Origin of the sequence: Rhabdothermincola salaria, assembly GCF_021246445.1 — a bacterium.
GTDB classification, from domain to species: Bacteria; Actinomycetota; Acidimicrobiia; order Acidimicrobiales; family Acidimicrobilacustridaceae; genus Rhabdothermincola_A; species Rhabdothermincola_A salaria.
This window is the reverse complement of the sequence record NZ_JAJQXW010000001.1, coordinates 491,146-509,476: the sequence shown is the minus strand read 5'-3', so window position 1 is coordinate 509,476 and position 18,331 is coordinate 491,146. Positions and strand designations below refer to the sequence as shown.

The 18,331-nt window shown below is 72.2% G+C and carries 19 protein-coding genes and 1 tRNA gene; 4 read left to right on the top strand and 16 right to left on the bottom strand.

Annotated elements, in window-relative coordinates; genetic code table 11:
* Nucleotides 1-3: 3 nt before the first annotated feature.
* The 5 genes from LUW87_RS02435 to LUW87_RS02410 all read right to left on the bottom strand — a co-directional run bounded on the left by LUW87_RS02435 (nucleotide 4) and on the right by LUW87_RS02410 (nucleotide 5,070).
* Nucleotides 4-339: a hypothetical protein gene (locus LUW87_RS02435; protein ID WP_232669483.1), complete on the bottom strand. Its 336-nt coding sequence runs from the start codon at nucleotides 337-339 to the stop codon at nucleotides 4-6.
* Nucleotides 340-360: 21 nt separating this feature from the next.
* Complete coding sequence (locus LUW87_RS02430) at nucleotides 361-546, bottom strand: hypothetical protein (RefSeq protein WP_232669482.1); 186 nt, start codon at nucleotides 544-546, stop codon at nucleotides 361-363.
* Nucleotides 547-554: 8 nt separating this feature from the next.
* Entirely contained in the window at nucleotides 555-1,076 is a 522-nt protein-coding gene (locus LUW87_RS02425) for a hypothetical protein (RefSeq protein ID WP_232669481.1), read from the bottom strand.
* A 93-nt stretch (nucleotides 1,077-1,169) separates the two neighbouring features.
* Nucleotides 1,170-3,956: a cation-transporting P-type ATPase gene (locus LUW87_RS02415; RefSeq protein WP_283250857.1), complete on the bottom strand. Its 2,787-nt coding sequence runs from the start codon at nucleotides 3,954-3,956 to the stop codon at nucleotides 1,170-1,172.
* Nucleotides 3,957-4,089: 133 nt separating this feature from the next.
* Entirely contained in the window at nucleotides 4,090-5,070 is a 981-nt protein-coding gene (locus tag LUW87_RS02410) for a DUF389 domain-containing protein (protein WP_232669480.1), read from the bottom strand.
* A 90-nt stretch (nucleotides 5,071-5,160) separates the two neighbouring features.
* On the opposite strand from LUW87_RS02410, the gene LUW87_RS02405 reads away from it, so the two are divergent.
* A complete protein-coding gene (locus LUW87_RS02405; protein WP_232669479.1) occupies nucleotides 5,161-5,838 on the top strand; it encodes a GAP family protein in 678 nt (225 codons plus the stop codon).
* Between the two features lie 10 nt (nucleotides 5,839-5,848).
* On the opposite strand, the gene LUW87_RS02400 is transcribed toward LUW87_RS02405, so the two are convergent.
* Nucleotides 5,849-7,201, bottom strand: coding sequence for a hypothetical protein (locus tag LUW87_RS02400; RefSeq protein ID WP_232669478.1), 1,353 nt, complete (start codon nucleotides 7,199-7,201; stop codon nucleotides 5,849-5,851).
* A gap of 181 nt (nucleotides 7,202-7,382) precedes the next feature.
* Here LUW87_RS02400 and LUW87_RS02395 point away from each other — a divergent pair, with 181 nt between their 5' ends.
* The gene (locus LUW87_RS02395; RefSeq protein WP_232669477.1) at nucleotides 7,383-7,739 is read left to right on the top strand and encodes a hypothetical protein; all 357 of its coding nucleotides are present in this window, start codon (nucleotides 7,383-7,385) and stop codon (nucleotides 7,737-7,739) included.
* Between the two features lie 137 nt (nucleotides 7,740-7,876).
* On the opposite strand, the gene LUW87_RS02390 is transcribed toward LUW87_RS02395, so the two are convergent.
* The 3 genes from LUW87_RS02390 to LUW87_RS02380 all read right to left on the bottom strand — a co-directional run bounded on the left by LUW87_RS02390 (nucleotide 7,877) and on the right by LUW87_RS02380 (nucleotide 9,071).
* A tRNA-Val gene (locus LUW87_RS02390) sits at nucleotides 7,877-7,950 on the bottom strand.
* Nucleotides 7,951-8,024: 74 nt separating this feature from the next.
* A complete protein-coding gene (locus LUW87_RS02385) occupies nucleotides 8,025-8,399 on the bottom strand; it encodes a VOC family protein (protein ID WP_232669476.1) in 375 nt (124 codons plus the stop codon).
* 27 nt (nucleotides 8,400-8,426) lie between these two features.
* Entirely contained in the window at nucleotides 8,427-9,071 is a 645-nt protein-coding gene (locus LUW87_RS02380) for a J domain-containing protein (RefSeq protein ID WP_232669475.1), read from the bottom strand.
* Between the two features lie 136 nt (nucleotides 9,072-9,207).
* Here LUW87_RS02380 and LUW87_RS02375 point away from each other — a divergent pair, with 136 nt between their 5' ends.
* Both LUW87_RS02375 and LUW87_RS02370 read left to right on the top strand, forming a co-directional pair.
* Nucleotides 9,208-10,854, top strand: coding sequence for a serine/threonine-protein kinase (locus tag LUW87_RS02375; protein ID WP_232669474.1), 1,647 nt, complete (start codon nucleotides 9,208-9,210; stop codon nucleotides 10,852-10,854).
* Nucleotides 10,851-11,786: a LysM peptidoglycan-binding domain-containing protein gene (locus LUW87_RS02370; RefSeq protein WP_232669473.1), complete on the top strand. Its 936-nt coding sequence runs from the start codon at nucleotides 10,851-10,853 to the stop codon at nucleotides 11,784-11,786. The genes LUW87_RS02375 and LUW87_RS02370 overlap by 4 nt, the downstream gene beginning before the upstream one ends.
* Before the next feature lie 8 nt (nucleotides 11,787-11,794).
* On the opposite strand, the gene hemW is transcribed toward LUW87_RS02370, so the two are convergent.
* From hemW to LUW87_RS02335, 7 genes are all read right to left on the bottom strand, one after another.
* Entirely contained in the window at nucleotides 11,795-12,892 is a 1,098-nt protein-coding gene (gene hemW, locus LUW87_RS02365; protein WP_232669472.1) for a radical SAM family heme chaperone HemW, read from the bottom strand.
* 4 nt (nucleotides 12,893-12,896) lie between these two features.
* Nucleotides 12,897-13,418, bottom strand: coding sequence for a transcriptional regulator (locus LUW87_RS02360; RefSeq protein WP_232669471.1), 522 nt, complete (start codon nucleotides 13,416-13,418; stop codon nucleotides 12,897-12,899).
* A 143-nt stretch (nucleotides 13,419-13,561) separates the two neighbouring features.
* Nucleotides 13,562-14,269: an RsmE family RNA methyltransferase gene (locus LUW87_RS02355; protein WP_232669470.1), complete on the bottom strand. Its 708-nt coding sequence runs from the start codon at nucleotides 14,267-14,269 to the stop codon at nucleotides 13,562-13,564.
* Between the two features lie 11 nt (nucleotides 14,270-14,280).
* Nucleotides 14,281-15,387: a molecular chaperone DnaJ gene (gene dnaJ, locus LUW87_RS02350; protein WP_232669469.1), complete on the bottom strand. Its 1,107-nt coding sequence runs from the start codon at nucleotides 15,385-15,387 to the stop codon at nucleotides 14,281-14,283.
* An 11-nt stretch (nucleotides 15,388-15,398) separates the two neighbouring features.
* Nucleotides 15,399-16,430, bottom strand: coding sequence for a heat-inducible transcriptional repressor HrcA (hrcA, locus tag LUW87_RS02345; protein WP_232669468.1), 1,032 nt, complete (start codon nucleotides 16,428-16,430; stop codon nucleotides 15,399-15,401).
* Between the two features lie 272 nt (nucleotides 16,431-16,702).
* Nucleotides 16,703-17,566 carry an FxLYD domain-containing protein gene (locus tag LUW87_RS02340; RefSeq protein WP_232669467.1) on the bottom strand — a complete coding sequence of 288 codons (864 nt, stop codon included), beginning with the start codon at nucleotides 17,564-17,566 and terminating at the stop codon, nucleotides 16,703-16,705.
* Nucleotides 17,547-18,173, bottom strand: a complete 627-nt coding sequence (locus LUW87_RS02335; RefSeq protein ID WP_232669466.1) for a hypothetical protein — start codon at nucleotides 18,171-18,173, stop codon at nucleotides 17,547-17,549. The genes LUW87_RS02340 and LUW87_RS02335 overlap by 20 nt, the downstream gene beginning before the upstream one ends.
* Between the last annotated feature and the right edge of the window lie 158 nt (nucleotides 18,174-18,331).

Here is an 18,331-nt window from a genome sequence, read left to right as displayed (position 1 = left end):
GACTCAGGAAACGGCGAGCAACCCGGCACCAGCGGCCAGAGCTCCCAGCCCGAACCCGGTGCGGGCCACGCCGGTCGCGAAGCCCTTCGGCACCTTCACAGGCGAGCGCCCGACCGAGGCCAACCACGAGAGCACACCGAGGGCCACGAGCGCGACGACGGTCACGGCGAGGGTGACCGCCACGATCGTGTGGTCGACACCGAAAACCAGATGGCGGACGTCGTCGCCGACGTCACCACTGGAGTGGCCGGGATGGGCGCTCGCCGGCGCGGCGACCAGGACCAGGGCGGCCACCATCGTTGAGGCCGCCAGCGCGGCGCGTGAGAGGGATCGGATCATGGGAGCAGCTCCAGGGGCGCGTCAGGCGACGCGGTGCAAGGTGTTGTGGTCGGTGTGGGGGAAGGGTTCGTCGAACTCGCGCATGCGCAGCATGGTGGTCTCGGCGTAGGACCACGAGTCGCCACCGATGGTGAGGTCGACGGTGTAGCTGAGGGTGGAGGCGTTCTCGGCCAGGTAGAGGTTCTCGCCGATGCCGGCGGCGGGCATCGGGCCCGTCACTTGGCGGCCCGCTTCGCCTGAGCCCGGCGGGTGGTGGAACGCGCCGAGGCCGAGGACCGCTTCGAGATCGGGGTGCGGGACTTCTTGTTGTCCTTGGCGTCGCCCTTCTTGGCCGACGAGGCCTTGGCTCGCCCCTTGCCCTTGCTGGCCGACGCGCCCTTGCCCTTGCCCTTCTGGCCGCGTGCGGCGGCCAGACGCTCGGACTTCAGGGCCTCGGCGCTCTGACGGGCGGCCTTGGCCAGGTGACGGCTCACCCGGGCCAGGGCGTCCTCGTAGACCTCGGCCTTGGCCGACGTGCGCTGGTTGGCCTTGCTGGCCACCGCCCGACTCTTGTCGGCGGTGACGCGCGACGCCGCTTGGCGGCGGTAGTTCTTGGCGTACTTGTTGCGGGCCCGACGGATCCGGGCGTGCAACGCCAGCAGGTCGTCCTCGTCGAGCTCCCGGAGCCGAGCCGGTTCGGTCTCGCGCAACAGGTCCTGGTCGGCCGCACTGAGCGTGCGCAACGTCGCCTTGTTCATCGTGTTCCTCGGGTCTCGGGGGGCCGCACCGACGCAGGCCGAGCGCAACCGTAGCCCTCGCCGCCAGGCGGACCGAGCCGAGACGGCTCCCCGTCAGGTCGAGGCGGCCGCCCGTTCGGCGAGACGACGTCGGACGGTCTTGTCCGTCGTCACGACCGCCTGCGCCACCGCCCCTCCGAGGACGATGAGACCCCACGCGCCGAGGCTGAGCGGCGCCGTGCCGAACACCGTGTTCATGAACGGCAGATAGGTGATGGCCATCTGGCCGGCCACCTGGACCGCGATCCCGAACAGCAGCCAGTGGTTGGAGAAGAACCCGATCTCGCGCATTGGTTGGGTGAGCGAACGGCAGCTGAGCAGGTACGCGATCTTGATGGCGATGAACATGTTGACGGCGGCCGTTCGGGCCTCCTCGATCGGCGCGCCGTTGCCCTGCTCCCACTCGAAGATCCACCACGCGCCGCCGACCAGCAGACCGGCCACCATGAAGATCCGGGCGACCAGGGTCCCGCTGAAGAGCGGTTCGGACGGGTCGCGCGGCGGCCGGCGCATGATGCCGTGCTCCTTGGGCTCGAACGACAACATGAGGCCGAGGGCCAGGGCCGTCGTCATGTTGATCCAGAGGATCTGCACCGGGAGGATCGGCAGGGCCAGCCCGAGCACGATGGCGGACAGGATGACGAGGCCTTCGCCCATGTTCGTCGGCACGGTCCACACGATGTACTTCTTGAGGTTGTCCCACACCCCCCGGCCCTCTTCGATGGCCGCCTCGATCGTGGCGAAGTCGTCGTCGGTGAGGACCATGTCCGACGCTTCCTTGGCGACCTCGGTCCCTCCCCGACCCATGGCCACGCCGATGTCGGCCTGCTGGAGGGCGGGGGCGTCGTTCACCCCGTCGCCGGTCATGGCCACCACGTGCCCCCGAGACTGCAGCCCTTCGACGAGGCGGAGCTTCTGCTCGGGCGACACCCGAGCGAAGACCGACGCCCGCTCCACGGCGCCCGGGAACTCCTCGGGGTTGAGCTCGGCCAGGTCGGGGCCGGTCAGCACGTCGCCGTCGTCGCGTTCACCGAGGATGCCGAGCTGCTCGGCGATGGCCGTCGCGGTGGTGGCGTGGTCGCCAGTGATCATCTTCACGTCGATACCGGCCAGTTGGCAGGCGCCGACGGCGTCGATGGCCGCCTGACGGGGCGGGTCGAGCATGGCTTGCAGCCCGGTGAAGACCAGCTGCCCCCGCATGTTCTCGACATCGGGGGCCACGTCGGGATCGATGTGGCCGGTGGCGGTGGCCAGCACCCGCAGGCCCTCGGCCGCCAGCTCCTCGGCCGCCTCGTGGACGCGGTCGGGGTCGACCGGCCGGGTCGACCCGTCGGCGAGGAGCTCCTGGCGGCACAGCTCGACAACCCGCTCCACCGCGCCTTTCACGGCCACCCGCCGCTGCTCCTGCCCGTCCTCGTGGACGGTGACCATGTACTTGCGATCGGAACTGAACGGGATCCCGCCGCGTCGAGGCAGCGCGCGACTCAGCTCCTTGCGGTCGATGTTCGCCTTGGCTCCCGCCACCAGGAGGGCCGCTTCGGTGGGGTCCCCCACCACGGTCCAGGTCTCCCCCTCTCGGTTGAGGCGGGCGTCGTTGCACGCGACGCCGACGGTCAGGGTCCAGTGCAGCGCCCCCTCTTCGTCGAGGTCCACCCCACCGCGGTCGGGACCACCCTCTCCGTCGGCGGAGCCAACGCCCTCCGGCAGCACCCGGATGATCCCTTCGGGCTGGTAGCCCGAGCCGGTCACCTCGTAGCGGGTGTCCGCGGTCCAGATGACTCGGACGGTCATCTGGTTCTCGGTCAGGGTGCCGGTCTTGTCCGAGCACACCACCGTCGTGCTGCCCAGCGTCTCCACCGCCGGCATGCGACGGATCACGGCTTGCCGGCGAGCCATCCGGTTCACGCCGATGGCCAAGGTGATGGTCACGACGGCCGGGAGCCCCTCGGGGATCGATCCCACGGCCAGGGCGACGGCAGCGGTGAACATGTCCACACCGCTCTCGCCCCGTGCCAACCCGATCAGGAACGTCACCAGGGCCAGACCCAGGATCGCCGCCGTGAGCACCTTGGAGAACCACGTCAGCTTCTTGGTCAACGGGGTGGCCAGCCGGTCGGCCGTGCCCACCAGACGATGGATCTCGCCCAGCTCGGTGCGCGCGCCGGTGGCCACGATCACACCCACCCCGGTACCAGCGGTGACCAGGGTGCCCGAGTAGACCATGTTCCGACGATCCGCCACCGGAGTGGTCGGGTCGAGCGCGACCTCGTCCTTCTGCACGGGGACGGACTCACCGGTCATGGCCGACTCGTCCACCTGCAGCTCGCTCACCTCCACCAGGCGCAGGTCGGCGGGGACCTTGTCCCCCGCTTCCACGAAGACCACGTCCCCCGGTACCAGGTCGACCGACGGCAGCGTCTGCTTGGACCCGTCGCGCCGCACCCGCGAGTCGGTGCGCACCATCGACCGCAGAGCGTCCAGGGCGGCCTCGGCCTTGGCCTCCTGGATGAACCCGACGATCGAGTTCACCACGACCACCCCGAAGATCACCCCGGAGTCGATGTACTCGCCCAACACGAGGGTGACGACCCCGGCCACGAGCAGCACGTAGATCAGGGGGTGGTTGAACTGTCGCAGCAGACGCCGGATGGGGCCGGCCGTGGCCGCCGCGTCGAGCTCGTTCGGCCCGTAGCGCCCGACTCGACGCTCGGCCTCGGCGGTATCGAGGCCGCGATCGACGTCGGTCTCGAGGAGGAGGATGACCTCGTGGGAGGCCAGGGCGTGGTGGTCGGCCTCGTCGACCTCCGCCAGGCTCGTGGCCTCGCGTGCGGTGCTGGTCATCGGTCGCCTTTCGTCGGCGGTCCACGAATACGAGCCGACCAGACTTCCCGGCACTCCGGGTTCGACCCTACCCGCCGGCCTCGTCGCGGACGCAGGGCCTTTCGACCCAACCGGCGCCGGCCGGGATCTGGCTTCAGAGGGTGAGGCGGGTCACCGGGATGAGCTCGAGCTCCACTTCCGTGCCGGCCAGGCCGGCCGTGTCGAGCTCGGCGCGCAGGTCCCCCACCTCGGGTTCGGGCAGTTGGCCGGTGACCCTCACGGACACTCCCTCGGACGTGGTCGTGATGCCCACGAGGTCCCAGCCGGCGGCTTCGGCCCAGGAGCCGACCACCTGGTCGACGGTCGCCTCGGTGTTGCGGTCGGCGGTCACCCGGGCCGAGGTCAGCCCCAAAGGGATGGAGATGACCACGAGGCTCACGATGATCGCCGCGGTGGCCCGACCCCGGCGGAGCGTCCGGACCGACCCCTCGGGTCGGGGCTCCACCAGACGGTGCACCCGGTAGGCGGCCATGACCGCCAGGCCACTGCCGAGGATGGCGCTCACGTTGGTGAGGAACAACAGCAGCGCCCCGAACGCTTCTTCGGGCGCCCCCGACTCCAGCGTCAGGCCCACCACGGCCAGGGGCGGCACGAGCGAGATGGAGATGGCGACGCCGGGCAGCGTGTCGGAGATGTCCTCCCGGGCGAGGGCGACGGACCCGACCGCCCCGGTCGCGAGGGCGGCGATCAGGTCCACCAGGCGAGGCGACACCCGACCGGCCACCTGGCCGTTGGTGGAGGCTGCCACGATCGGCTCGACCAGCACCCCGAGCAGGTAGCCGACACCGACCACCGCGGCCGAACCGGCCACCACGAGCACGACGCAGCGGATGAGGTTGTCGCGATCGGCGAGGACCACCCCGAGCAGGGTGCCGAGGATGGGCACCATGAGCGGCGCCACGATCATGGCGCCGATGACGGTGGCGGTGGAGTCCGCCACCACCCCCGCCGACGCGATCACCGCGGCCAACAACAACAGCAACCAGTAGCGGCTCAGCTTGTGGGCGGCTCCGTCGCCCTCGAAGAAGAGCTGGCCCCGCATGCGGGCGATGTCGGCATCGGAGAGGCTCAACACGGCGGGAATCCTGGCACGCGGACCGCCTGTTGTCGGGCATCGGGCGGGCGCTCACCCACCAGGCCCGACGCCGCTGCCAGACTCCCCACGATGACCGTCGACGCGATCGCCGATCTGCTACCCACGGCGATGGCGGTCGCTCTCAGTCCCTTCCCGGTCGTGGCGGTGGTGATGGTGCTGGCCGGCCCCCGGGCCCGGTCCGCAGGACCGACGTTCGCGGTGGGCTGGGTGGTCGGGCTCAGCGTGGTGAGCGTGCTCGTGGTCCTCGTCGCCGGAGGGGCCAGCGACCCCGACTCCGACGTCGCGACCGGCGTGAACTGGCTGCAGATGGCCCTCGCCGTCGCGCTGTTCACCATGGCGGGCCGCCAGTGGCGCAAGCGACCGGCGCCGGGCAGCACCCCCGAGATGCCCGGCTGGATGGCCGGCATCGACGCCATGGGCCCCGGCCGGGCGTTGGTGCTCGGCCTGGCCCTCTCGGCGGCCAACCCCAAGAACCTGGTGCTCACCCTGGCCGCCGCCGCCTCCATCGCCCAGGCCGGGCTCGAGGCCGATGGTGAGGCGCTGGCGGTGGCGGCCTTCGTCGCCATCGCTTCGCTCAGCGTGGTCGGGTCGGTGGTGTTCTCCCTCGTCGCCCCGGCCCCTGCCTCCCGGAGCCTCCGCTCCGTGCGTCGGTTCATGACCGACCACAACGCCGCCATCATGACCGTGGTGTTGCTGCTGCTCGGCGCCAAGGTCCTCGGCAACGGCCTCTCCGGGCTCTCCGGCTGAGCTGCCGGAGTCAGCGGCCCGACTCCGACCGCGCCGGGAGGCGCCGCCGGACGACTCGATCCACCAGGACCACCAGCGCACTCAGTCCCGCAGCGACGAGGAAGACGACCAGGGACCCGACGGGCTCCTCGAGGACCTGTGGGGCGGTGACGATGGTGAAGCCGATCACGATCATCACCATCCCGCCGACCAGCTTGAGGGCCCGCCCGTGGCGTTCCTGGAGCTTGGTCACCCGCATCGTGACCACCGCCGCACCGAAGACCACCAGCTCGTCGAGCAGGTAGACGACGAGGTAGACCGCCAACAGCACCCCGAAGGTCGCTCCCGACGCACCCGTGTTGGCGACCAGATCGCTCCACACCACCGGGAACCCGGCGGTGCACGGCAACTCGACCAGGGCCACCCCGGCAGCCATCACCGCCGCGGCGACCAGCGCCGCCGGCAAGGCCAGATCGGCCCCGGCCAGGGAACGGGCGCGCCGGTACAGGCGTGGCTTTCGCTCATCAGCGATGGTGAGCGATGGACCGGCGCCGAACCACAGGTAGTCCTTGACGTTCACCAGCCCGAAGCAGATGGCGAACACGGCGACCAGTGCCCGGATCCAGCCGAGCGAGCCGACGAGCGACATCGCCCCGTACACCCCGACGATGAACAAGCCGTAGACGAGAGTGGTCACGAACAGGAACGTGCCGCCGATCGCGGCCACTCGCCGGCGCGAACCGGTGTGCAACACCAGAGCCAGCAGCATGGTCAGGACCCACAGCGAGCAGGGGTTCAACCCGTCGACCACGGCGATGAGTGCGGTGGCCACCAGCAACGAACGACCCTGCACGTCGACCTCGCCCACGAGCGGGACGTCGATGACCGTCGCCTCCCCGGCATCGGGCACCGCGTCGCCACCGCTCGGTGCCGGCGCAGCTCCCCCACGCTGGCGGAGGACGGCGGCCTCGATCTGGGCACCGATCGGTCCGCTGTAGCCAACCCACGCCTGATCGCCCACGATGGTCAACGGCACCGCGTCGGAGCGGACACCGATGGCCCGGGCCCGCTCCCCCATGAGCTGCTGGGCGGCCCGGTCGTACCAGACCTCTCGTGCGACCACCGTCACCCCGTCGACGCGACCGGTGAGCTCGTCGAGGAACTGCAGGAGGGCCTCGCAGTGCGGGCACCCATCGCCCCAGAAGACCTCGACCACCACCTCGGAGCGATCGACCCCATCCCGACCACCATCCTCTTGGGCGCCGGCCGGGCGAGCCGGCACGGCCACCAGCACCACGAGCGCGAGCAGACCGAGCAGGGCTGCAGCTGCCGCCAGGATCCGCTGGCGACGGGAGGCTGTCGCAGGGGAGGTCACTGCTGGCATCGTCTGCACCTGTCGGCGTTGATCACAGGGCACGAAGTCCCCGGAACGACGCCGATCGCACCATGTGCGAGAGCGAGGATGATCCGCCGACCCTGCGGCCGCGCCAGGCGACCGAGAGGCGAGCATCACCCGCCCGGCGCGCAGGAGCGTGCTCCCCTCGCGACCCGATAGCGTCGAAGTCGTGCAGGACCCACTGGACCTGCTCGCGCAGGCTCGAGCCCGAGCCGAGGCCGACCTCACGGCCGCGAGCGGCGGGGCACCCCTCTGCCGCATCGACGGGCGTGACGGCGCCGCCACGGTCAAGCACGCCGAGGGGCGGATGGCTGCGCTGGCCGAAGCCCAGCGCGCCGCCCGCACCCACGGAGTGGTCGACACCGTGTCGCTGCTCGCCCTGGTGCAGTCACTCCTGGAGGCCTGGCAGGACGCGGCCGACGCCTCGCTCGACCCAGGACCGTCCTGGGTGGCCTACCGCCAGGGCGGCATCACCGCCCTCGGCGACGTCAGCGACGAGCTGTCCGCCCTGCTCGGCCGACGGTGACCCCCCGACTTACCTGAGCCGCCGTCCTGAGGCGGTCGAGCCGGGCGGCGATCCGTGTGCCCCGACGGGCTCGCGGTACGTCCGCGGCACAGTGCCCCGTACGCGTAGAAAGCCCCGCCGATGGCGGGGCTTCCGGGTGGGCGTAACAGGACTCGAACCTGTGACCTCTGCCGTGTGAAGGCAGCGCTCTAGCCAACTGAGCCATACGCCCGGGGCCGATGACCCTATCCCAGCCGACGAGAGGCGCCCAACCGGGGCCGGGCGTCCCGTGGGGCGTCGATCGCGTCAGGGGTAGGTGCGCAGCTCCACGGTGTTGCCGTCGGGGTCGCGCACGTACAGCCCCGTGCCCCAACCCTGCGCGCCGAACAGGGTGGCCGGCGCCCCGAGCACGTCGAAGGTGCCCGAGGCCGCCACCTCGGCGAGGTCGCCCCCCTCGACCACCACGCAGAGGTGATCGGCGTTCACGCCCGTTCGTTCCGTCTCGAACAGGTCGATGATCGTCGTGGCGTCGAGGCGCACGGAGAGGAACGGCGCGTCGCCCGCCTCCCACTCCTCGAGACGGACCGCCTCGGCCCCCAGCAGATCTCGCCACCAGGCGAGCGACCGGCGGGCGTCGGCGACGTTGAGCACGACATGATCGAGTCCGGTGGCACGCAGCACGGGGTCCAGCCTAGGAACCGCACCGAGTCAGCGGGTGCTCTTCAGGCACAGGGTGGTGCGGTTGTCGTCGAGGGGGAGGCCCACGCTGTCGGGCGGGCACGGCCGGGGTGTCGCCACGATGGAGTCCACCCGAGCCGAGTTGCCGGTGCCGCACGCCACCTTCACCGGCTGCGGGCCGGTGTCGAGCGCGGCCACGAGGACGCACGACCCCACGGGGAACGTCGGCGCGGTGGTCGTCGGACCGGTCGGGGTGGTGGTGTCCTGGGACGTGGCGTAGGCGCTGAAGACGAGGATCCCGCCCAGCACCACGACGGCGACGACGACGGGCACCCACCGGAAGAAGCCGGCATGGGCCGCGGGCACGACGACCCCCGACGCGATGCGCTCGCCCCCCACCCCGCCCGATGGCCGCGCCGACGCGGTCGATGACGACGGGGCCGTCGCCGGCCGGGACAGCGTGCGGTCGTACTCGGAGCGGCGACCGGGATCGCGCAGGACGAACCACGCCTGGTTGGCCCGCTTCATGGTGGCGTCGGCCGCGGCCCGGCGGGCCGGATCATCCGACGCACGCCGGTCGGGGTGGTTGGCCTTGGCAATGGCCACATAGGCGCCTCGAATGGCCTCGGGACTGGCGGTGGCCGCCACGCCCAGCACCTCGTAGTGCGTGCTCACCCCTGGGCCGACTCCCTGTGCCGCGGACGCTCCCAGGCTACGTGCCGGAACGTGCTCCGCCTCGCGTGTTCGATCACCTCAGACCTTTTCGAGTTTTTCATTGCTTTTCCGTTGTTCTGGGGTCAACACTGCCGGTATGGGAGATCGGGTCCGAGTGGTGCACGACGACGGTGGTCGACTGGTGGCGGCGAAGTCGCCCCCACCCGACGAACCCGACCGGGGCCGGCGGGAAGCAGCGATCCTCGATGGTCTTCACCACCCGGGCGTGGTGGAGCTCGTCGGCCTGGTGGACGCCGACGGCGAACCGGAGGTCCACACCCGGTGGGTCGGGAGCCGGTCCACGGCCGACCTCGCCCGGCCGCTCACCCCCGCCCGGGCGGCCGGGCTGGTCGTGGCGGTGGCGGCGACCGTGCGGGACCTGCACGGCCTCGGGGTGGTCCACGGCGGCCTCGATCCCAGCCACGTGCTGCTCGACCCCTACGGTCGACCGGTCCTCTGCGGCTTCGGCGACGCCCGGCGCCTCGACGCACGCGACGACGGTCGAGATCCCGTCCGCCCCTCCGACGACGTCGCCGGGCTCGGCCGCCTCCTGGCCGACCTGCTCGACGCCGACGGCGGTGGCGCCTCGACCACTCGAGCGACGGAGGCCGACGGTCGGCGCCGCCGCGACGACCGCCGCACCCGGGCCCAGCGGCGGGCGCTGCTCGGAGTGGCCGCCCAGGCCACGGGTCCCGACCCCACCTGCCGACCAGGGCTGCAGGCGTTCGTCGACGCCGTTCGCCGGGCCGTGCCCGAGGCTGCGCTCGGCCGCCCGTGGGGGTCCGGTCCGACCCGCGGGGCGGACGGCCCCGACGAGACGACGGAAGCGCCCGCCCCGACGAGCACCGCCGACGGCGCCGTCGATCCCCTCATCCGTCTCCTCGGCGACGTCGACCGTGGACGGCTCGCACCCGCCGACCGCGTCGACCTCGTCGCCGACAACGACCACCACCGAGACGACGGGTCTCCGCCGCAAGGAACTCGTCGAGACCCCGACCGCCGCGAGGGCGCCGACCCCCGGCCCTCGGAGCCCATCCCGGGCCAGTTCGGCGGCGCGACCAGAGTGGTCATCGACTCGCCCCGGGCCGATGACCCCGTCCACCCCTCCGACCGCCTCTTCGGCGACATCGCCCGACTACGGCCGGACGACGACCCCGCACGGCGGCCACTCCCGGTCGGGCCCGTCGCCGCGGTCGGAGGCGTCGCCGCCATGTCGCTCGCCGCCTTCTTCGGTGTGTCGGCCTGGCTGGGTGGCACCTCCTCGGCCACGGCGCCGGCCCCGTCGGTGGCGGACCCACCAGCGCCCACCACCGTCACCAGCGCCGACCCCGCCCGATCGGACGCCCCCGCCACCGACCACACCGAGGCCGCGAGTCGCGGGCCGCAGCCGGCACCGGACGCGAGCACCACCACCGAGACGACCCCGCCCGAGGGGGAGGCCACGGTCGTCGAGCACGGCGGCCGCCGCTATGCAGTGGGCGGTCCCGGCGACGTGGTGGCCGTGGGCGACTGGCACTGCACAGGTCGCGAGGTGCCCGCCGTGCTGCGCCCCGAGACCGGCGCCCTCTTCGTGTTCTGGTCGTGGCCCGAACCGGGGGTCCCCCACGCCACCGAACCGGGCACCAGCGTCGCCGGCGGCGTGGCCCTGCAGGCAGGGGAACCCGACACCGCCGGCTGCACGCCACTGGTCGTGAGCGACGCCCAGGGGACCACCACCGCCTTCGGTCCGGAGGCCTGGCGATGAGTACGATCCATCCTCCTGCCGGTTCCGCCGCCGCGAGCGCACCCGCGCCGACCCGGCCGACCCGCACGTTGGTGCTCGGCGCAGCCGTCCTCGCCGTGGTGGCCGGCGTGCTGTGGTGGACGGGGCACGCCCTGCCCGGTCCCGACACCTACGACCACCAGGGCTTCGTCCAGTGGCTCACCACCACCGACCCGATCGTCGCCGCGTTCGCCGTGGTGCGCCTCGTCGGCCTGGGCCTCATCACCTGGACCGCCGCCACCGGCGTCCTCGGCCTCGTCGTGCACCGCAGCCCGCTGCGGCGACGACGCCGGCTGGTGGGTTTCGTCGATCGCCTCTGCCTGCCGGCGGTGCGACGCCTGGTGCACACCGCCGCCGGCGTGGCCCTGGCCACCGCCACCCTCGCCCCGGGCGCGGCGGCCGCCGCCACGGGCGAGCCCGCTCGCCAGGTCGCCACGGTGATGGTGCTCCCCGACCGGCCCGTGGCCGACACGGCCGTCGCCGCGACCCCCTCCACCACAGGCCCGTCCGCCACGGGCCCCGCCACCACAGGCCCGTCCGCCACGGGCCCCACCGAGCGAGCCGTGGTGATGGCCCTCGACGACATCCCACCCGGCATCGGGTCCGACCTGCCGTCCACGGACCCAGCCCCCGCCGAACCCGCCCCGACCCCGGCAGACCCCGAGGCGACCCCCGCGCGGCCGACGGACCCCCAGGCCACGTGGCGGATCCAACCCGGCGAACACCTCTGGCACGTGGCCACGGCCGTCCTCACCGACCACCTCGCTCGTCCACCGGCCGACCAGGAGGTGGCGACCTATCTCACCGCCCTCGTCGAGACCAACCGCGATCGGCTGGTGGTGCCCTCCGATCCCGACCTGGTGATGGTGGGGCAGGTGTTCGACCTGCCCGACCCGTCGACGACCACCCGTTGACGATGCCGTCAGCGCAGGCGGACGGCCACCTCGTTGGCCAGGAGACGACCCTCGACGGTCAGCCGGATCCGACCGGCGCGGTGCTCGACCAGCCCGTCGAGCACCGCCAGGTCGTCGGCGGCCAGCGCCGCTTCGGGCACGCCGGCCCCGGTGCGCAACGACAGCTGCAGCCCCTCGATGCGCCGGCGGTCGTCGTCGAGGTCCTCGTGGGCCGCCTCGGTGGACTCGCCGGCCTGCACCGCCTCGATGTAGCGCTCCGGGGTGCGCAGGTTCCACCACCGGCGCCCGCCCCGATGCGAGTGGGCGGCACAACCAACGCCCAGGTAGTCGCCCTGCGCCCAGTAGAGCTCGTTGTGGCGGCAACGGTGCCCCGCACGGGCCCAGTTGGAGATCTCGTAGTTCTCCAACCCGGAGGCGCCCAGGACCTCGTCGGCCATGAGGTACTTGTCGGCCTGATCGTCGTCGTCGGGGTGACGGGCCGGGTCGGCGGCCAACGGGGTACCGGCCTCGACGGTCAAGGCGTAGGCGCTCACATGAGGCGGGTCGAGGGCCACCACCGCCTCCAGGGTGGTGCGCCACTGCGCCAGCGTCTCGCCCGCACCGCCGTAGATGAGATCGAGGTTGAACGTCTCGAACCCGACGGCTCGCGCCGCGTCCACGGCGCGCCTGACGTTGTCGGGGTCGTGGGAACGTCCGAGGGCGACGAGCACCTCGGGCACCATCGACTGCACGCCGAACGAGAGCCGGGTCACCCCGCCGGCCCGATAGGTCGCCAGCGAGTGCTCGTCGACGGTGTCGGGGTTGCACTCGACGGTGACCTCGGCGCCCGGGGCCAGCGGGATGCCGGCCAGCACGGCGACGAGGTCGGCCGCCGGCACCAGCGACGGGGTGCCACCGCCGACGAACACGGAGGTGGCGGGGCCCATGGCCCCCGAGCGACGGTGACCGTCGATGTCGGCGCGCACGGCGCCGAGGTAGGCGTCAGTCAGGTGGTGGCGGTCGGTCCAGGTGGCGAACGCGCAGTAGTCGCAGCGACGAGCGCAGAACGGGATGTGGACGTAGACGCCGAAGGCCGGGGCGGGCGCCCCGAGGGGGGCCGACGTCACCGGGTCAGGAGACGCCGTGGCCGAGTCCCAGGTCGCCGAGACGCTCGGTGGCCGAACTCGGGCCCACGCCGAGGATGCAGGCGATGGCTCGCAGGTCGTCCTTGCGGATGGTGAGCACCCGACCGTTGAAGTCCTGGCGTTGCACCTGGATCATGCTCAGGTAGCGGTTCAACATGTCGGCCTCGGGGCCGGTGAGGTCCTCGAGGCGGCGCAGGTCGATGGTGAAGGAGCGCTCGTCGATGATGCCCATCGCGGGCCCGTCCTCGGCGAAGGCGGGGCCGTCGTCGTTGGGCAGCAGCTGATCGACCGGGACGTTGTAGAAGCGGGCCAGCCGCTGCAGGCGCGGGACCGAGATGGCCCGCTCCCCGCGCTCGTACGCGCCCAGCACCGACGCCTTGAACTCGAGGTCCGACGCCGCCTCCACGTCCTGGAGGCTCAGCCGCTTCTGGCGTCGGATGGCCCGTAGACGGTCGCCGACCTTGCGGCTGTACGTCTCGGTCATCTCACCGGTCACGGTGTCGGTCATCGGGGTTCCTCCATGGAAACGAGCGCCGAGGCGAGACGGCGGCAGAGAGGCCGCCCGGCGGCTTCGCCACTCAGCGTGGTCAGCGTACTCCCGGGGCATCGCCACGACAACGACCCTCGGTGGCCGTGGTCCGACGGAGCACGTCAGGCGTCCGGCGGCGAGACCGGTCGAACGACCGCCGAGCGCAGCGCCGAGAGGACGACCCCGGCGGCGATGGCCGCCGTCTCGGCCCGCAGCACCGTGGGCCCGAGACCGACCAGACCGGGCAGCCGTCCGCGTTCCTCGTCGGACCAGCCCCCTTCCGGACCGATGAGCACGACGGGGTGCTCGAGTGACGGGGCGGCGCCGTGGCGTTCGGCGGCGACCGCCCCGGGAAGCGCGGCGACGACCTCGAAGCGGGTCGTCTCCACCACCTCGGGCCACCAGGTCCGGCGACACTGCATGGCCGCCTCCCGGGCGATGCGCACGAGGCGCTCGTGGTGCCGGGCCGCCTTGGCCTCGTCCCAGCGCACCACCGACCGTTCGGCGAAGAACGGCACGATGCGGTCGACGCCCACCTCGGTGAGCTTCTGCACCACCAGCTCGGGCCGCTCCCCCTTCACCAGGGCGAAGGCCACCGTGATCGGCGGCGACGGCGGCGGGTCCGCCTCGACGGGACCGTCGGGCACCAGCTCGGGACCGAAGCGGCACCACCGCCACCGACCGGCGCCGTCGGTGACGCTGACACGATCGCCGGCGCGGAGCCGAAGGGCCCGCTCGAGGTGGTGCCGGTCGTCGCCAGCGAGGATCGGGACCTCGACGTCGTCGACGCCAACGTGGGGCGCAGTGCCCCCGGGGACGCCCGCCGCCAACGAGGGCACCTCTACTTGAAGGCCGACTTGAGCCGCGAGAACAGCCCTGACTCCGGCGAGGCGACCTCCTCGCCTCGGAGCTCGGCCAACTGGCGCAGCAGCTCGGCCTCCTCCTCGGAGAGCTCGGTGGGCGTGTCGACCACGATCTGGACCAGCAGGTCGCCTCGCCCGCGGCTCTGGAGGTGGGGCACGCCCTGGCCTCGCAGCCGGTGCACCTTGCCGGTCTGGGTCCCGGGGGCCACCGCCACGACCTCGTCGCCGTCGAGCGTGGTGAGGGGGATCTCGGCGCCCAGCGCGGCCTGGGTGGCGGCGACGTGCAGGTCGTGGTGGAGGTCGTCGCCGTGGCGCACGAAGCGGTCGTCGGGTGCGACCCGCACGTGCACGTAGAGGTCGCCGGCGGCCCCGCCGCGGGGACCCACGGCGCCCCGACCGGGCAGGCGCAGCGTGGCGCCGGTGTCGACCCCCGCCGGGACGTCGACGTTGAAGGTGTGCTCCTCGATGCTGCGGCCTTCGCCCCGACAGGTGGGGCACGGCGTGGGCACGACCGTGCCGAACCCGTTGCACCGGGGACACGGGCCGGCCGTGACCATCTGCCCGAGGATCGACTGGCGCACCCGGCGCACCTGGCCGACGCCCGCGCACTCGACGCAGGTCTGGGCCTGCGAGCCGGGCGCGGCCCCCGTGGCCTCGCAGTCGTCGCAGGGCATGGCCGTACGCACCGACACGGGTGCCTGGGCACCGAACACGGCGTCGGCGAACTCGAGGTCGACCACGGCTTCGAGGTCGCTGCCCCGCGGCGGGCCGCTCGGGGCCGTCTGGCCACCACCACCGAACCCGCCCTGGTTGAAGAACATGTCGAAGATGTCGCCCAGCCCGCCGCCGCCGAAGGGCGACTGCGCCCCGGGTCCGGCCTCGCCGAACATGTCGTACTGGCGGCGGCGCTCGGGGTCGGAGAGGGTCTCGTAGGCCACGGCCACCTGCTTGAAGCGGGCCTCGGCCTCGACGTCGCCGGGGTTGGCATCGGGATGGTGCTCGCGGGCGAGTCGACGATAGGACCGCTTGATGTCGTCGGCGGTGGCGTCGCGGGAGACCCCGAGGAGCTCGTAGTAGTCAGCCATGGAGGTTGGTGTCAGCCCTCGCTGAGACGGCGGCCCAGCCGGTTGCTCACGACGGCAACGGCGGCGAGGGCCTGTGAGTAGTGCATGCGGGTGGGGCCGAGGACCCCGATGGAGCCGGCGGCCTCGCCGTCGACCACGTAGGGGGCCACGACCAGGGAGCAGTCGGCCAGGGCCTGGTTGCCGGTCTCGGTGCCGATGGCCACGGACAGGCCGCGATCGAGCACGTCCTCGAGGAGGCTCACGACCACGAGCTGCTGTTCGAGGATGCGCAGGATCTCGCTGACCGTGCCGACGGCGTCGAACGCGGCGGCCATGTCGGAGGTGCCGCCGATGTAGACCTGGTCGTCGTGGCGGTGCTCGCCGCGCAGAGCCGCCATGGCGGCGCGGACCACAGACCCGACACCGTCGGCGCCGGCCGGCGACGAGGCGGGGCGGGTGAGGTCCTCGTCGACCTCCACCGAGGCGGCGTCGGCCAGCGACCGACCGATGACCATCGACGCCAACCGGACCCCGGCGGCGTTGACCACCAGCTCGTCGACGTCGTCGTCGAGCTCGATCGTGTGCTTCTCGATCGCTCCATTGGACAGCACCAGCACCACCAGCACGACCCGGGCCGTCAGCGACACCAGCTGCACCGACTTGATGGTGGCCACCTCGTGGGGCGGGCCGACCACCACGGCGGCGTAGCGGGTGAGCTGGGACAGCAGGCGGCTCGTGTCGGAGAGCATCTGCTCGATCTCACCGTGGGTGCGCGAGAAGAAGGTGCGCACCTGCTGGGTCTCCGTGGCACCCAGGCGACCGGGGCCGCCGAGGTGATCGACGAAGAAGCGGTAGCCCTTCTCGGTGGGGATGCGACCCGCGCTGGTGTGGGGCTGGTCGAGGTAGCCCTCGGCCTCCAGGGCGGCCATGTCGTTGCGCACCGTGGCCGAGGACACGGTGACGTCCGGCGCCTTGGCCACGTGGCCGGAGCCGACTGGTTGTGCGGTCTCGATGTACTCGGTGACCACCGCCCGCAGGATGGTGGCCTTGCGATCGTCGAGCATGGGACGTCCGTTGATCGGGTGCTGCGGCTACGAGTGGGTCCGGCCGTGGGCCGAGGTGGTGACGGCCGGTGGGCCGATCTTCATCCGATCCTACCGGGCCGGGCCCACGGCCAGCAGACGACCCCCGCGACTGCTAGCCGGCGAGCATCCCATCGGCGTCGCGACGACGGGCCAGACCGACGCGGTGGGCCTCTGGTCGAGCCCGGACGGTGCCGCCTGCGAGATCGTCGGCCTTCTGCGTCTGGGCCGGGACGGGAGTGAGGCGGCTTGTCTCAGCAGTCGCCGGTCACCGACTCGGCCAGCTCGAAGTCGATCATGTGAACCCTGACGTCGGCACTCGCCGGGTCGAAGTCGGGTGGAGGGTTGATCGTGAGCTCACCCCCGACGACCGTGGTGTCACCCGGACAGAGCACCTCAGCGTTCGCTGACGCCCAACCGCCGCTGACGAGCGTGCCGTCGGCGGCGTAGACCGCGAGCGCGAAGTCCGGACCCCACCCGACCGTTCCGACGTTCTCCACCTCGACGTCGGCACGGACCACGAAGTCCCGGCCGTCGTCGAAGACGACGTCGACGAGCTCCCCGGTGAACGTCGCGGTGCCCACCCGCTCGGCACGGAAGTCCGGGAGGTCGTCGAGCAAGAGGGCGCTCTCGACGGACGTCGCCTCGGTCGGGAGGCGACCGATGGCGAGGCTGAAGGGCATCTGCTCGCCCGGAGCGACGAGCCAGGGGAACTGGCTGTCGGCCGAGCCGAGCGTCTCACCATCGGCATCCAGCGCCTCGATCTCGACGGACACCTCCACCGGCTGCGATCCCACGTTCTCGACGATCCCGGTCCATCGCACACGAGGGCGATCGAACTGGTCGATCTCGTTGAACCAGTGCTCCTCGACCACCTCGGCGGCGGCGTCGTCGGACTCGGCGTCGTCGGACTCGGCGTCGTCGGACTCGGCGTCGTCGCCCGTGGGCGGGTCGGTCGAGGAGTCGTCGGCGTCCTCGGCCGTCGGGACCGCAGGGTCGCCGCCGCCGCCGGCGGTGTCGTCGTCGCCGTTCCCGCAGCCCAGCAACAACGGGCTGAGCACCGCGACCAGCACCAGCGCGGCGGCGGCCTTCATGGCATCAGGGACAGGTGAGGTCAAGGGACATCGCTCCTTGGTCGGTCGACCCCGTCCCGCTCACGGTGCCACCGTCGATGTCCAGGAAACGGTGGGCGGGGTCGGTCGGATCTGCGGTCGTGACGATGGGCTCCGACTCCGTGATGATCGCGAGCTGGTCTCCTCCACCTTCGACCCGGGTGACGCTCAACACCGGGCCGTGGGCCAGCGCGGGCGCGAGGGCAGCCGCCACATCGGTGCCTTCCTCGATGACCCCGAGGAGGTCAGCGACCACGCCATCGGGTGTGCCCGCCGTGACACCGTCGGCTTGCAGCGCCACGACGCTGTCGGTGATGGCCGACGGCACGTCGCGCACGCACTGGATCACCACGAACTCGTACTGGGAGCCTGCGTGGGTGACCGTGGCCGAGCCGCTGCCGGTCCCGGCTTCGCTCGTGGTCGACCCGCCCGTGCCGTCAGAGCCCGTGTCCTCAGAGGCAGTGTCATCAGAGGCCGTGTCGCCGCCCGACGACGCATCGCTGGTCGCCGCCGTGGTGTCGGTGGCGCCGGAGCTGCCGGTGGCGCCGTCCTCGCTTCCGCAGGCGGTGCCGGCGAGCGCCAACACCACGAGGAGAGCCAAGCCCCGCACCATGGGTGAACCCTATCGGTCGTCGCGGGGCTCATGTAGAGGCACAGCGTCGCTGGGTGCAGACTCAAGGCGCACGCTGTCCACCCGGGTGACAGACGACGCCGCGACGAGAGGAGGCTCGACCAGGCCGAGGATCTCGACGAGCCGGCAGAGCAAGACCC

Bases quoted from the DNA above. Each gene is read 5' to 3' on its own strand.
- LUW87_RS02370 (WP_232669473.1), top strand. From the start codon at position 10,851: ATGAGTACGATCCATCCTCCTGCCGGTTCCGCCGCCGCGAGCGCACCC.
- LUW87_RS02435 (WP_232669483.1), bottom strand. From the start codon at position 339: ATGATCCGATCCCTCTCACGCGCCGCGCTGGCGGCCTCAACGATGGTG.
- LUW87_RS02405 (WP_232669479.1), top strand. From the start codon at position 5,161: ATGACCGTCGACGCGATCGCCGATCTGCTACCCACGGCGATGGCGGTC.
- dnaJ (WP_232669469.1), bottom strand. From the start codon at position 15,387: ATGGCTGACTACTACGAGCTCCTCGGGGTCTCCCGCGACGCCACCGCC.
- LUW87_RS02360 (WP_232669471.1), bottom strand. From the start codon at position 13,418: ATGACCGACACCGTGACCGGTGAGATGACCGAGACGTACAGCCGCAAG.
- hrcA (WP_232669468.1), bottom strand. From the start codon at position 16,430: ATGCTCGACGATCGCAAGGCCACCATCCTGCGGGCGGTGGTCACCGAG.
- LUW87_RS02335 (WP_232669466.1), bottom strand. From the start codon at position 18,173: ATGGTGCGGGGCTTGGCTCTCCTCGTGGTGTTGGCGCTCGCCGGCACC.
- LUW87_RS02400 (WP_232669478.1), bottom strand. From the start codon at position 7,201: ATGCCAGCAGTGACCTCCCCTGCGACAGCCTCCCGTCGCCAGCGGATC.
- LUW87_RS02430 (WP_232669482.1), bottom strand. From the start codon at position 546: ATGCCCGCCGCCGGCATCGGCGAGAACCTCTACCTGGCCGAGAACGCC.
- LUW87_RS02415 (WP_283250857.1), bottom strand. From the start codon at position 3,956: ATGACCAGCACCGCACGCGAGGCCACGAGCCTGGCGGAGGTCGACGAG.
- LUW87_RS02375 (WP_232669474.1), top strand. From the start codon at position 9,208: ATGGGAGATCGGGTCCGAGTGGTGCACGACGACGGTGGTCGACTGGTG.
- LUW87_RS02425 (WP_232669481.1), bottom strand. From the start codon at position 1,076: ATGAACAAGGCGACGTTGCGCACGCTCAGTGCGGCCGACCAGGACCTG.